13 protein-coding genes and 2 tRNA genes are annotated in these 14,117 nt (G+C 52.1%); 12 read left to right on the plus strand and 3 right to left on the minus strand.

Annotated elements, in window-relative coordinates; translation table 11 throughout:
• Nucleotides 1-38: 38 nt before the first annotated feature.
• The 5 genes from folP to ACMYSP_RS15325 all read left to right on the plus strand — a co-directional run bounded on the left by folP (nt 39) and on the right by ACMYSP_RS15325 (nt 3,489).
• Nucleotides 39-887 carry a dihydropteroate synthase gene (gene folP / locus ACMYSP_RS15305; RefSeq protein WP_331851094.1) on the plus strand — a complete coding sequence of 283 codons (849 nt, stop codon included), beginning with the start codon at nt 39-41 and terminating at the stop codon, nt 885-887.
• Entirely contained in the window at nt 880-2,217 is a 1,338-nt protein-coding gene (glmM, locus tag ACMYSP_RS15310) for a phosphoglucosamine mutase (RefSeq protein ID WP_434582915.1), read from the plus strand. Before folP ends, glmM begins: the two co-directional genes overlap by 8 nt.
• Before the next feature lie 297 nt (nt 2,218-2,514).
• Nucleotides 2,515-2,844, plus strand: coding sequence for a preprotein translocase subunit SecG (secG, locus tag ACMYSP_RS15315; RefSeq protein ID WP_100684841.1), 330 nt, complete (start codon nt 2,515-2,517; stop codon nt 2,842-2,844).
• Nucleotides 2,845-2,853: 9 nt separating this feature from the next.
• Nucleotides 2,854-2,940 (plus strand) — tRNA-Leu (locus ACMYSP_RS15320).
• A gap of 147 nt (nt 2,941-3,087) precedes the next feature.
• On the plus strand, nt 3,088-3,489 hold the full coding sequence (locus tag ACMYSP_RS15325; RefSeq protein WP_434582916.1) for a hypothetical protein: 402 nt from the start codon (nt 3,088-3,090) through the stop codon (nt 3,487-3,489).
• 41 nt (nt 3,490-3,530) lie between these two features.
• On the opposite strand, the gene ACMYSP_RS15330 is transcribed toward ACMYSP_RS15325, so the two are convergent.
• The 3 genes from ACMYSP_RS15330 to argG form a co-directional block, all read right to left on the minus strand.
• On the minus strand, nt 3,531-4,082 hold the full coding sequence (locus tag ACMYSP_RS15330) for a YfaZ family outer membrane protein (RefSeq protein ID WP_123756327.1): 552 nt from the start codon (nt 4,080-4,082) through the stop codon (nt 3,531-3,533).
• Between the two features lie 479 nt (nt 4,083-4,561).
• Entirely contained in the window at nt 4,562-5,191 is a 630-nt protein-coding gene (locus ACMYSP_RS15335; RefSeq protein ID WP_434582917.1) for a helix-turn-helix domain-containing protein, read from the minus strand.
• Nucleotides 5,192-5,360: 169 nt separating this feature from the next.
• On the minus strand, nt 5,361-6,704 hold the full coding sequence (gene argG / locus ACMYSP_RS15340) for an argininosuccinate synthase (RefSeq protein ID WP_123756329.1): 1,344 nt from the start codon (nt 6,702-6,704) through the stop codon (nt 5,361-5,363).
• A gap of 454 nt (nt 6,705-7,158) precedes the next feature.
• On the opposite strand from argG, the gene ACMYSP_RS15345 reads away from it, so the two are divergent.
• The 7 genes from ACMYSP_RS15345 (at nt 7,159) to rpsO (ending at nt 13,976) form a co-directional block, all read left to right on the plus strand.
• Nucleotides 7,159-7,235 (plus strand) — tRNA-Met (locus ACMYSP_RS15345).
• A 206-nt stretch (nt 7,236-7,441) separates the two neighbouring features.
• Nucleotides 7,442-7,894 (plus strand): ribosome maturation factor RimP, encoded by a 453-nt coding sequence (gene rimP, locus ACMYSP_RS15350; RefSeq protein ID WP_148060396.1) that lies wholly within the window; start codon nt 7,442-7,444, stop codon nt 7,892-7,894.
• Between the two features lie 27 nt (nt 7,895-7,921).
• Nucleotides 7,922-9,409: a transcription termination factor NusA gene (gene nusA, locus ACMYSP_RS15355; protein ID WP_434582918.1), complete on the plus strand. Its 1,488-nt coding sequence runs from the start codon at nt 7,922-7,924 to the stop codon at nt 9,407-9,409.
• 24 nt (nt 9,410-9,433) lie between these two features.
• Nucleotides 9,434-12,118: a translation initiation factor IF-2 gene (gene infB, locus ACMYSP_RS15360; RefSeq protein ID WP_434582919.1), complete on the plus strand. Its 2,685-nt coding sequence runs from the start codon at nt 9,434-9,436 to the stop codon at nt 12,116-12,118.
• A gap of 95 nt (nt 12,119-12,213) precedes the next feature.
• Complete coding sequence (gene rbfA / locus ACMYSP_RS15365; RefSeq protein WP_004106092.1) at nt 12,214-12,615, plus strand: 30S ribosome-binding factor RbfA; 402 nt, start codon at nt 12,214-12,216, stop codon at nt 12,613-12,615.
• On the plus strand, nt 12,615-13,559 hold the full coding sequence (gene truB, locus ACMYSP_RS15370; protein ID WP_434582920.1) for a tRNA pseudouridine(55) synthase TruB: 945 nt from the start codon (nt 12,615-12,617) through the stop codon (nt 13,557-13,559). Before rbfA ends, truB begins: the two co-directional genes overlap by 1 nt.
• 147 nt (nt 13,560-13,706) lie before the next feature.
• Entirely contained in the window at nt 13,707-13,976 is a 270-nt protein-coding gene (gene rpsO, locus ACMYSP_RS15375) for a 30S ribosomal protein S15 (protein ID WP_123756334.1), read from the plus strand.
• Nucleotides 13,977-14,117 lie beyond the last annotated feature (141 nt).

Below are 14,117 nucleotides of genomic sequence, written 5' to 3' on the forward strand. Positions count from 1 at the left end.
TTCTTTTTATTAACCCTTCCTGATTCAGGGATTTCGTGATGAAACTCGCAGCCCAGGGCTCAATCCTCGACCTCTCCCATCCGCATGTGATGGGGATCCTTAACGTGACTCCCGACTCCTTCTCGGACGGCGGCACACATAATTCACTGGTAGAAGCGGTGAAACATGCCAACCTGATGATTAACGCGGGAGCGACTATCATTGATATCGGTGGTGAATCGACGCGCCCTGGTGCGTTAGATGTCAGCGTCGAGGAAGAGTTAGCGCGCGTTATCCCTGTGGTGGAGGCCATTGCCCAGCGTTTTGAAGTCTGGATCTCTGTGGATACATCGAAACCTGAAGTGATCCGTGAGTCTGCGCGGGCAGGGGCGCATATTATTAACGACATCCGCTCGCTGACCGAGCCTGGTGCCCTGGAAGCCGCCGCACAAACCGGGCTGCCGGTATGTCTGATGCATATGCAGGGCCAGCCGAAAACCATGCAGGAAGCGCCGAAGTATGACGATGTCTTTGCTGATGTTGTCCGCTTCTTCACCGAACATATCGTGCGTTGCGAGCAGGCTGGCATCGCAAAAGAGAAATTGTTGCTCGACCCAGGATTCGGTTTCGGTAAAAATCTTTCCCATAATTATGAGCTGCTTGCTCGACTTGGCGAGTTCCACCATTTTGGCCTCCCCCTGTTGGTCGGTATGTCACGTAAGTCGATGGTGGGCCAATTGCTCAACGTCGGACCGACGGAACGCCTCAGCGGCAGCCTGGCTTGTGCAGTAATTGCAGCGATGCAGGGCGCGCAGATCATTCGCGTCCATGACGTCAAAGAAACGGTAGAAGCGCTACGCGTGGTGGAAGCCACTCTGAGCACAAAGGAAAATAAACGTTATGAGTAACCGCAAATATTTTGGCACCGATGGTATCCGTGGCCGCGTAGGCGATGCGCCTATTACTCCGGAGTTCGTACTCAAACTGGGCTGGGCAGCGGGGAAGGTATTGGCACGTCACGGTTCACGGAAAATTATCATCGGTAAAGATACTCGTATCTCTGGCTATATGCTGGAGTCGGCGCTGGAAGCGGGACTGGCTGCCGCAGGGTTGTCGGCCTCTTTCACCGGCCCAATGCCAACGCCAGCGGTGGCTTACCTGACGCGAGCCTTCCGCGCAGAAGCCGGGATTGTGATTTCGGCTTCTCATAACCCGTTCTATGACAACGGTATCAAGTTCTTCTCCATTGAAGGCACCAAGCTGCCGGACAATGTCGAAGAAGCCATTGAAGCCGAAATGGAAAAAGAGCTGACCTGCGTCGATTCTGCCGAGTTAGGCAAAGCCAGCCGTATTGTCGATGCGGCTGGCCGCTACATTGAGTTCTGTAAAGGTACCTTCCCGAACGAACTGAGCCTGAATGCTCTGAAAGTCGTGGTTGATTGCGCGCACGGGGCGACCTATCACATTGCGCCGAATGTGTTCCGTGAACTGGGTGCTCAGGTGATTGCGATGGGCTGCGAACCCAACGGTCTCAATATCAATGAAGAGGTCGGGGCGACCGATGTGCGTGCCCTGCAGGCGCGCGTATTGGCGGAAAAAGCCGATCTTGGTATTGCCTACGATGGCGATGGCGACCGCGTCATTATGGTCGACCATGAAGGTAACAAGGTCGACGGCGACCAGATTCTGTATATCATCGCCCGTGAAGGATTGCGTCAGGGTCAGCTGCGCGGCGGTGCGGTGGGGACGCTGATGAGCAATATGGGGCTGGAACTGGCGCTCAAGCAACTGGGGATCCCGTTTGTTCGGGCAAAAGTGGGCGACCGCTATGTCCTTGAGAAGCTGCAGGAGAAAGGCTGGCGTATCGGGGCCGAAAACTCCGGCCACGTTATCCTGTTGGACAAAACCACGACCGGTGATGGTATCGTTGCCAGCCTGCAGGTGGTAGCGGCAATGGTGCGTAACCATATGAGCCTGCATGACCTGTGCAGCGGCATGAAAATGTTCCCGCAAATTCTGGTTAACGTGTGCTTCACCGAAGGCAGTGGTAACCCGCTGGAGCACGAAAATGTGAAGGCGGTCATGGCGGAAGTGGAAGCGGCATTAGGCAACCGCGGTCGCGTGCTGCTGCGTAAATCGGGTACCGAGCCGTTAATTCGCGTGATGGTTGAAGGTGAACACGAAGAGCAGGTGCATGATTTTGCGCACCGGATCGCAGATGCAGTGAAAAATGCCTGATTAAGCCAACGTGCTTCGCCGGCCTGTTTAACAGGGTGACCCGGAGCAGGGTGATAATCATGTCGGCTGATGTGGTTCTATGTGTTTAAAAAGGCGGCATTTGCCGCCTTTTTCTTCGACCCAAAAGCGCATTTTGCTGTTTTTTTCCGCAGTTGATACAATGCACCGAAATTGCCCTTGCGAAGGTCATTCGCTTTGGTTAGTATTCACACCCGCTTCAGTGGGAAACGTTAATGCGTCCCGCTTTATTGGTTGAAGCAATTGGTATGCGGCGAATCCGCAAGGAACAGGTTGATTATGCAAGAAGCTCTTTTAGTTGTTTTCCTTATTGTGGCGATTGGTCTTGTTGGCCTGATCATGCTGCAGCAAGGTAAAGGCGCTGATATGGGAGCCTCCTTCGGAGCAGGCGCTTCCGGCACGTTGTTTGGATCCAGCGGTTCTGGTAACTTCATGACCCGCATGACTGGTATCCTGGCAGCGTTGTTCTTCATCATCAGTCTGGTGCTGGGTAATATCAATAGCAACAAGACCAATAAAGGAAGTGAGTGGGATAACCTGAGCGCGCCGAAAACCGAGCAAACTCAACCCGCAGCACCGGCGCAGCCGAGCAGCGATATCCCGCACTAAGATTTCTGTACCGAGGTGGTGGAATTGGTAGACACGCTACCTTGAGGTGGTAGTGCCCTAACGGGCTTGTGGGTTCGAGTCCCATCCTCGGTACCAATATTCCAAAGAAAAGACGCTGAAAAGCGTCTTTTTTTTCGCCTGCAATTTGTGTTTGTTTATTTATAAATAACTCTTCACTGGTCTTGAACCCTGCGTAATCGCTAAAGTCGCGCCCATCTATTCAGAAGAGGTGAAGTGACGCAGATGAAAAAATTCAGGTCGTTTATTATCGCAGGCGTCCTGTGTTTGTCCGGGTGCAGTGCCACGCCATCGGCGGATACCGTCGATACCATTAATACCTTAACGGTGCCGGTATTACACAGTGATGCACAACCTTCAGGACAAAGTGGCCAGGCGGTCGTTAGCTGTTTTCAGGATAATACTGCGCTGATTGGTAGCCTGAGCCAGTCGCTCAAAGATAACTACTTGCAGGATGTCTCGAAGAAAGACATTTTCGATAAAGACAGTGATGCGTTTCATGTCTATAGCGCGCTGACGAAACTGGAACAGATGTCTGCAATGAATGAAGTTTATCGTAAAGAGAACAACATTGCTGGCCTGCAGGTGATCAACCGGCTACTGAAAACCGTACCCGCGGTTGCTTAAGTGAATGAGGGATTGCCAAAGGCAATCCCTTTTGCGTGCCATCAGAAACGGAAGTTGAAGCCTGCATAAGCCCCATCGGCGAGCGTGTTGTCACGATGGCTATTTTTCCCCGCCATATCGATGTAGCGATATCCTGCTTCAATACTCAGCGATTTAATGACGTTCACCCGTACCCCGGCGTTAGCTTCGACATAGTCGTCGACGCCGCTGGACATGGAATCCGGGGAATAATAGGTCTCACCAAACAGGGTAAAGAAATCGCCCAATGGCAGCTGTGCACCACCACCCATTGCGACCGCATAGCCTTCATCGCCATCCTTCGGATTCAGGTACAGCGCTTTCCCCCCAAGGGTCAAAAGAAACGGACCGAGGTTAAAGTTATAGCCCATACCTAACCCGGCAACATCACCATCGTTATCGCTGTGCGCCCAGTTGCCGTTGAACGTCATGCCCGGATCTTCCGCGCCGAAACTGGCTGAGAGGTTAGTGAACTCCTCTCCCGCTTCGCCGTGCAAATTAACGGATGCGCAGGCAGCGCTGCTTGCGCTGAGAGCTGCAACTAACAGAACTGATTTCGGAGTGATCATGCTCATTGTTGAATTCCTTCAGGTAAAAAAATACCCGATACGAGCGTTCGGGCAAATGATTAACGGTTTTTTGGGTTTAATCGTTATTAGCTGAAGCACTTTCCATTATCACCAGCACGGCAGGGAGATCGAACTTATGCTGTGCAGATGGCCGTTAGCGTCGCAGGCATGCTCTGACAACGGCACAGGTGATATCAAGAATCAGACTGGTTTGATCCGTTATGCGTCTTCAGGGATAGCTGAAAGCGCACGTCTCTGCGTCCACCGGCGTACCGCAGCACGTCTGGTGACCGGAGCAGGGAATGCCATCGCCATTTCTGAGCCTGTTTTTCAGCTTTCAGTACACTTTTCAGTGTGATAAACACAGAGGCCCAGAATAAAAGCATTTATCGCTTGTCGTTATCGTTTGTTTGTTTAAATTTAAATTCGCTTGCCGATTCATGGCTCGGCGACGATAGATAAGCGATAAATAGCGTGATGGCTGATTAGAATTTCTCAGGAAGTGAAGTTACATTTTGCAGATAACCGCCACGGGCGAACTCAATGTAGCCTCCCTTTTTTAACGCCGACAGGACATTGAGAATACTGCTGCGTGAAAGGTGGGTACGATCCTGAATATATTCAAGAATGGAGACGCGTAAGCGTGTCTCTTCCGGTAACAGCAGCATCTCCATTAGATGATTGCGGATAACCGAATAGGTGCGTTGTTGTAAGACCAGATCGTCGCGATAAACCAGGTAAGACGTGTGGTAAGCCAGCAGGCGGGTGACCTCTTCCCACAGATTATGTTCGCGGAACAGTTTGATGGCGTGATCGCTATCGATACGTAATACATCGGAAGCGACTTCGGCGCGCAGGGCATGGCTATGGCTGGGCTGCAATATTTCCGCTACGCCAAACAGATGCGGTTCATAGACCGTCACAATCAATAATTTGTCGGAAGAACGGATGACCGATAGCTCACCTTTTTTTAAAAGATAGAGCTGCGTCTTGCCTTTATAGCTTGGGGTCAGCCGTTTTCTGGCGACAACGTTCATGGGTGTCGCGTACGGTTCTAGGATTTCCAGAAGACGGTTGATTGCCTGGTTTGGCCTGACCGGGGGATTAATATTCATTGAGATCCTCACGGGGTCAAGGATAAATGTATTCGGCTGATTATAGACAACAATTATAAGAAATTGCGACAGGTAAAAATTTGCGGGTGGTTATTTGCACATCGGTGGTAACGCAGCACAGTAAAAAGCCGACGGATTAGCGTCGGCTTAGTGCACAGGGAAAAAGAGCTTATTTGTCTCTGTTTTCCAGGTTTTCAACCTGAGGAAGGCCGGTCGCCGAGGAGGCGGTCAGCAGACCCGATTGCGCGTAACCAAACAGCTTGTCACGGGTGTCGGTGATATCCAGATTACGCATTGTCAACTGGCCAATACGGTCTTCTGCGGAGAACATCGAGTCACCTTTTTCCATCGTTAAACGCTCTGCCTTGTAGGTCAGGTTGTCGGAGACGGTGTTGAGGATCGAGTAGTCGTTACCGCGACGCAGTTCCAGCGTGACTTCGCCGGTGATGGCGCTCGCCACCCAACGTTGCAGGGCGTCACGCAGCATCAGCGCCTGTGAGTCAAACCAACGGCCCTGATACAGCAGGCGGCCTAACTGACGACCGTGAGCGTGATACTGCTCGATGGTATCTTCGTTATGGATGCCGGTCAGCAGACGCTCGTAGGCGATATGCAGCAGCGCCATCCCCGGGGCTTCGTAGATGCCACGGCTTTTTGCTTCGATGATGCGGTTTTCGATCTGGTCACTCATACCCAGACCATGACGGCCACCGATGCGGTTCGCTTCAAGCATCAGCTCAACATCATCACTGAAGGTTTTACCGTTCAATGCTACAGGATGACCCTGCTCAAAACGGATGGTCACTTCTTCAGCTGGAATTTTTACGCTCTCATCCCAGAATTTGACGCCCATAATCGGGTTAACGATTTTGACGCTGGAGTTCAGGAACTCCAGATCTTTCGCTTCGTGGGTGGCGCCCAGCATGTTGGAGTCGGTGGAGTAGGCTTTTTCTACCGACATTTTGTAGTCAAAGCCGCAGGCAATCATAAACTCGGACATCTCCTGACGGCCGCCCAGTTCATCGATAAAGTCGCTATCCAGCCACGGTTTGTAGATTTTCAGTTCGGCGTTGGTGAGCAGGCCATAACGATAGAAACGTTCGATATCGTTGCCTTTATAAGTACTGCCGTCACCCCAGATGTTCACGCCGTCTTCTTTCATTGCAGCAACCAACATGGTGCCAGTTACCGCACGACCCAATGGGGTGGTGTTAAAGTAGGTCAGGCCACCGGTGGTATTGTGGAACGCGCCACACTGGATAGCAGCGATACCTTCTGCGACCAGCTGCTTACGGCAGTCGATCAGACGAGCGCCTTCGGCACCGTACTCTTTGGCACGACGAGGAATGGCATCGTAGTCCTCTTCGTCCGGCTGACCCAGGTTCGCGGTATAGGCATAAGGCACAGCGCCTTTTTTGCGCATCCACAGCAGTGCGGCGCTGGTATCCAGTCCACCAGAGAAAGCGATACCAATGCGTTGACCAACCGGGAGATGCTTAAGAATCGTCGTCATAAAATAAAACCCTGCTAGATAGACTGTTGTGAGTTCGGTTTATCAAGTCGTAAAACCTGTCCCATTTGACTATAACTGCCTGCCGTTGTTTTTCCGGACTCCGCACATAATCGTGACGAACATTGACGCTGCTCTGGTGACTGCGCGCTTTCCGTGGCCAAAGAGGCGGTAACAATAGTATCAAGTGGAACAGTTTTTATTGCATGTTTATGCATTAATTGTGAGTTTTCATTTAATCATCTTTTGCGGATGACAGGAAGTGATTCATTGCTTTTTTGCTAAAAAAGAGCGAAATGACAGCACAAACGGGAACAGGACATGATGAAATACATGTTGACAAAATATAGGGTTTATCAATAAACTTTACCACGATTTTATGTCCCGTCCTCGGTACCAAATCCCAGCAGTATTTGCGTCTTTTACTCATTAAGAGTAAAATATGCCACGTTTCAGGCGCGGGGTGGAGCAGCCTGGTAGCTCGTCGGGCTCATAACCCGAAGGTCGTCGGTTCAAATCCGGCCCCCGCAACCACTTTCCCATTGAGTACTTTTTCAAATATACTGTGAGGACCTGGTCCTTCGTAGCCGAATTTGAAAGAATTCTCCTGGAAGGTGTTCCAGATCGCAGTTGCGATCGCAGGGTTCAGTTATCTAAAACCCCGATTTATCGGGGTTTTTTGTTATCTGACTTCAGAATAACTGGGCGATACGCCCTTTTTTTATGTCTTGGGGGTGGGTTTGTCCACATTAGAGCAAAAATTAACAGAGATGCTCACTGCGCCAGTTGAAGCGCTTGGCTTTGAGCTGGTCGGCATCGAATTCGTTCGCGGTCGCACGTCTACACTGCGCATCTATATTGATAGTGATGATGGCATCAATGTTGATGATTGTGCTGATGTGAGCCACCAGGTCAGCGCTGTCATGGATGTCGAAGATCCAATCACCGTAGCTTACAACCTGGAAGTGTCTTCACCTGGCCTTGATCGCCCGATGTTTACCGCCGAACACTACGCGCGTTTTTCCGGTGAGGAAGTCTCGCTGGTACTGCGTATGGCGGTACAGAACCGTCGCAAATGGCAGGGCATTATCAAAGCGGTAGACGGTGAAATGATCACGGTAACCGTTGAAGGCAAAGATGAAGTGTTCGCGCTGAGTAACATCCAGAAGGCGAACCTGGTTCCCCACTTTTAACAGTCTGGATTGAGGTGAAAGGCCCCGATGAACAAAGAAATTTTGGCTGTTGTTGAAGCCGTTTCCAACGAAAAAGCGCTGCCGCGCGAAAAGATTTTCGAAGCACTGGAAAGTGCACTGGCAACGGCGACCAAGAAAAAATACGAACAAGAGATCGATGTGCGTGTGAGCATCGATCGTCGTAGCGGTGATTTTGACACTTTCCGTCGCTGGTTGGTCGTTGAAGAAGTGACCCAGCCGACGCGCGAAATCACGCTGGAAGCGGCGCGCTACGAAGACGAAAGCATGAATCCTGGCGATTACGTTGAAGACCAGATTGAATCCGTTACCTTCGACCGTATCACCACGCAGACCGCGAAACAGGTTATCGTGCAGAAAGTCCGTGAAGCTGAGCGCGCCATGGTTGTCGATCAGTTCCGTGAGCACGAAGGTGAAATCATCACCGGCGTGGTGAAGAAGGTAAACCGCGATAACATCACTCTGGATTTGGGCAGCAATGCTGAAGCCGTGATCCTGCGTGAAGATATGCTGCCGCGTGAAAACTTCCGTCCTGGTGACCGTATTCGCGGCGTGCTGTACGCTGTTCGTCCGGAAGCTCGTGGTGCTCAGCTGTTCGTCACCCGTTCCAAACCAGAAATGCTGGTCGAACTTTTCCGTATTGAAGTACCAGAAATCGGTGAAGAAGTTCTCGAAATTAAAGCCGCCGCTCGCGATCCTGGCTCCCGTGCGAAGATTGCAGTAAAAACTAACGATAAGCGTATCGACCCGGTTGGCGCTTGCGTTGGTATGCGTGGTGCGCGCGTTCAGGCGGTTTCTACCGAGCTGGGCGGTGAGCGTATCGATATCGTCCTGTGGGATGATAACCCGGCGCAGTTCGTGATTAACGCAATGGCTCCGGCTGATGTCGCGTCCATCGTGGTTGATGAAGATAAACACACCATGGATATCGCGGTTGAAGCAGGCAACCTGGCGCAGGCGATTGGCCGTAACGGTCAGAACGTCCGTCTGGCCTCGCAGCTGAGCGGCTGGGAACTCAACGTCATGACCGTTGATGACCTGCAGGCGAAGCATCAGGCTGAAGCCCACGCGGCGATCGATACCTTCACTAAATATCTTGATATTGATGAAGATTTCGCCACGATGTTGGTTGAAGAAGGCTTCGCTACGCTGGAAGAACTGGCCTATGTGCCGGTAAAAGAACTGCTGGAAATCGACGGCCTCGATGAAGACACCGTTGAAGCACTTCGTGAGCGTGCGAAAAACGCGCTGACCACGTTGGCGCTGGCTCAGGAAGAAAGCCTGGGAGATACTAAACCTGCTGAAGATTTACTGAATCTCGAAGGTTTAGAACGTTTGATGGCTTTCAAACTGGCTGCCCGTGGCGTTTGTACGCTGGAAGATCTCGCCGAGCAGGGCATTGATGATCTGGCTGATATCGAAGGGTTGACCGACGAAAAAGCCGGAGAGCTCATCATGGCCGCCCGTAATATTTGTTGGTTCGGCGACGAAGCGTAATAAACTGTAGCAGGAAGGAACAGCATGACAGATGTGACCATTAAAGCGCTGGCCTCAGAGATTCAGACCTCTGTGGATCGCCTGATACAGCAATTTGCTGATGCAGGGATTCGCAAATCGGCTGATGATTCTGTGACAGCGCAAGAGAAGCAGACCTTGTTGTCGCACCTGAACCGTGAACACGGCTCGGCGCCCGACAAGTTAACGCTGCAGCGCAAAACGCGCAGCACGTTGAATATTCCAGGTACCGGTGGAAAGAGTAAATCGGTACAAATCGAAGTCCGCAAGAAACGCACCTTTGTGAAACGCGATCCGCAAGAGGCAGAACGCCTTGCCGCGGAAGAGCAGGCGCAGCGTGAAGCGGAAGAGCAAGCCCATCGTGAGGCAGAAGAAACTGCCAAGCGAGAGGCGCAATTAAAAGCTGAACGTGAGGCCGCAGAACAAGCTAAACGTGAAGTCGCTGAGAAAGCGAAACGTGAAGCCGCGGAAAAAGACAAAGTGAGCAATCAACAAACCGACGATATGACCAAAACCGCCCAGGCTGAAAAGATCCGCCGTGAAAACGAAGCAGCAGAGCTGAAGCGTAAATCGGAAGAAGAAGCGCGTCGTAAGCTTGAAGAAGAAGCGCGTCGTGTTGCGGAAGATGCCCGCCGCATGGCCGAAGAAAATGAGAAAAATGGTGTGAATGCTGAGCCGACTGAAGACACCAGCGATTACCACGTGACCACGTCCCAGCATGCTCGTCAGGCTGAAGACGACAACGATCGCGAAGTTGAAGGCGGTCGTGGCCGTGGCCGTAACGCCAAAGCCGCACGTCCTCAGAAGAAAGGTAACAAGCACGCAGAATCCAAAGCCGACCGTGAAGAGGCTCGTGCAGCCGTTCGTGGCGGTAAAGGTGGTAAGCGTAAAGGTTCTTCTCTGCAACAGGGCTTCCAGAAGCCTGCGCAGGCTGTAAACCGTGACGTTATCATTGGTGAAACCATCACCGTGGGTGACCTGGCCAACAAAATGGCCGTCAAAGGTTCTCAGGTCATCAAAGCAATGATGAAGCTGGGCGCAATGGCGACCATCAACCAGGTCATCGACCAGGAAACCGCACAGCTGGTTGCCGAAGAGATGGGCCACAAAGTTATCCTGCGTCGTGAAAACGAGCTGGAAGAAGCGGTAATGAGCGACCGTGATACTGGCGCTGCGGCAGAAGCCCGTGCACCGGTTGTGACCATTATGGGTCACGTTGACCACGGTAAAACCTCTCTGCTGGACTACATTCGTTCAACGAAAGTGGCATCCGGTGAAGCGGGCGGTATTACCCAGCACATTGGTGCATATCACGTTGAAACTGAAAACGGGATGATCACCTTCCTGGATACCCCGGGTCACGCCGCGTTTACCTCCATGCGTGCTCGTGGTGCTCAGGCAACGGATATCGTTGTTCTGGTTGTTGCTGCCGATGATGGCGTGATGCCGCAAACTATCGAAGCTATCCAGCACGCGAAAGCAGCGCAGGTTCCGGTCGTTGTTGCAGTGAACAAAATCGACAAACCAGAAGCTGACATGGATCGTGTTAAAAACGAACTGTCTCAGTATGGCGTTATGCCGGAAGAGTGGGGCGGCGAATCTCAGTTCATCCCTGTATCTGCGAAAGCCGGTACCGGTATCGACGATCTGCTGAACGCCATCCTGCTGCAGGCTGAAGTTCTGGAGCTGAAGGCCGTGCGTAATGGTATGGCAAGCGGTGCGGTTATCGAATCCTTCCTGGATAAAGGTCGTGGTCCGGTTGCTACCGTTCTGGTACGTGAAGGTACCCTGAACAAAGGCGATATCGTTCTGTGTGGCTTCGAATATGGTCGCGTTCGTGCAATGCGTAACGAACTGGGTCAGGAAGTTCTGGAAGCCGGTCCGTCCATTCCGGTGGAAATCCTCGGTCTGTCCGGTGTTCCGGCTGCCGGTGACGAAGTGACCGTTGTTCGTGACGAGAAAAAAGCGCGTGAAGTTGCGCTGTATCGTCAGGGCAAATTCCGCGAAGTCAAACTGGCACGTCAGCAGAAGTCTAAGCTTGAGAACATGTTTGCTAACATGACTGAAGGCGAAGTTCACGAAGTGAACGTAGTACTGAAAGCGGACGTTCAGGGTTCTGTGGAAGCGATCTCTGACTCTTTACTGAAACTGTCTACCGACGAAGTGAAAGTGAAGATCATTGGTTCTGGTGTCGGTGGTATTACCGAAACCGACGCGACTCTGGCTGCGGCATCCAACGCCATCCTGGTGGGCTTCAACGTACGTGCTGATGCCTCTGCACGTAAAGTTATCGAAGCAGAAAGCCTGGATCTGCGTTACTACTCCGTCATCTATAACCTGATCGACGAAGTGAAAGCAGCAATGAGCGGCATGCTGTCTCCGGAACTGAAACAGCAGATCATTGGTCTGGCTGAAGTGCGTGATGTGTTCAAATCGCCGAAATTTGGCGCCATCGCGGGCTGTATGGTTACCGAAGGTATCATCAAGCGTCATAACCCAATCCGCGTTCTGCGTGACAACGTGGTTATCTATGAAGGCGAGCTGGAATCCCTGCGCCGCTTCAAAGATGACGTTAACGAAGTCCGTAACGGCATGGAATGTGGTATCGGTGTTAAGAACTACAACGACGTTCGCGTTGGCGATATGATCGAAGTATTCGAAATCATTGAAATCCAACGTACTATCGCTTAATTGCTGATGGTAGGCCGGGTTAGCACAGCGCCACCCGGCACGCATTCTAAAAAGGGGCTAAGGCCCCTTTTTTGTCTTTATCTGGAGAATCTATTATGGCGAAAGAATTCGGTCGCCCGCAGCGTGTGGCTCAGGAGATGCAAAAAGAAATTGCTATCATCCTGCAGCGTGAAATTAAAGACCCGCGTCTGGGTATGATGACGACAGTCTCTGGCGTCGAAATGTCCCGCGATCTGGCTTATGCCAAAGTGTTTGTGACCTTTCTGAACGACAAAGACGAAGCCGCGGTTAAAGCGGGTATCAAAGCGTTACAGGAAGCATCTGGCTTTATCCGTTCTCTGCTGGGTAAAGCGATGCGTCTGCGCATCGTGCCGGAACTGACCTTCTTCTACGACAACTCACTGGTCGAAGGGATGCGCATGTCCAACCTGGTGACCAGCGTGGTGAAACATGACGATGAACGTCGTGTGAACCCGGACGACAGCAAGGAGGACTAATGAGTCGTCCTCGTCGTCGCGGTCGTGATGTGCACGGCGTACTGCTGCTGGACAAGCCTCAGGGCGCCTCCAGCAACGATGTACTGCAAAAAGTAAAACGTATTTATAACGCGAACCGGGCAGGGCACACCGGTGCGCTGGATCCGCTGGCAACCGGCATGCTGCCGGTTTGCCTTGGCGAAGCCACCAAGTTCTCTCAGTACCTGCTGGATTCCGATAAGCGCTATCGCGTGATTGCCAAACTCGGGCAGCGCACCGATACCTCCGACGCCGATGGTCAGGTGGTAGAAGAACGCCCGCTCACCTTTAACGATGAACAGCTGGCGGCAGCGCTGGACAGTTTCCGTGGTGAAACCCAGCAGGTGCCGTCGATGTACTCGGCGCTGAAGTACCAGGGGAAAAAGCTGTACGAATATGCCCGTCAGGGCATTGACGTGCCGCGCGAAGCCCGCCCGATTACCGTCTACGAACTGCTGTTTATTCGTCATGAAGGTGACGAGCTGGAGCTGGAAATTCACTGCTCAAAAGGCACCTATATTCGTACGATTATCGACGATTTAGGCGAGAAGCTGGGCTGCGGCGCGCACGTGATTTTCCTGCGTCGCCTGGCCGTCAGCAAATATCCGGTTGAGCGGATGGTGACGCTGGAACAGCTTCAGGCGCTGGTTGAACAGGCCGCCGCGCAGGATATCCCTGCCGCAGACCTTCTTGACCCGCTGCTAATGCCGATGGACAGTCCGGCATCGGATTATCCGGTGGTTAATATTCCAGAAACATCGGCCGTTTACTTTAAGAACGGTAACCCGGTTCGCACATCAGGCGTGCCGTTCCAGGGGCTGGTTCGGGTCACCGAAGGTGAAGCCGGGACGTTTCTCGGGATGGGTGAGATTGACGATGAAGGCCGCGTGGCGCCACGTCGCCTGGTTGTTGAATACCCAGCTTGAGGGCTGTTCTTGCGATAAAAGCCGGCTGCGAGTAGAATATCGCCGCTTAACGTCCGCAAAAGTGTTTTAACATTTTCGGGCGTTACATCGGGGGTCGCTGAATTAGAGATCGGCACCCTTTCTTTCTTTTCAATTTGGAGTTTTAAAATGTCTCTAAGCGTTGAAGCTAAAGCAAAAATCGTTTCTGAGTTTGGTCGTGGCGAAAACGACAGCGGTTCTACCGAAGTTCAGGTTGCACTGCTGACTGCACAGATTAACCATCTGCAGGGTCACTTCTCCGAGCATAAAAAAGATCACCACAGCCGTCGTGGTCTGCTGCGCATGGTTTCCCAGCGTCGTAAACTGCTCGACTACCTGAAACGTAAAGATGTTGCACGTTACTCTGCGCTGATCGAGCGTCTGGGTCTGCGTCGCTAATTCTGCGAGTTTCAGAAGAAGGGGCCTCAGGGCCCCTTTTTTCGACCGGGCGGCAGCAATTCACTAAAAACTCATGTATTGTTGCTATTAATGATCTTTGTGCAGAGGTTCGCGCGGCTAATGAGAGGCTTGACCTGTAGA

It is taken from the genome of Klebsiella sp. R390 (assembly GCF_051131745.1).
Lineage (GTDB): Bacteria > Pseudomonadota > Gammaproteobacteria > Enterobacterales > Enterobacteriaceae > Klebsiella.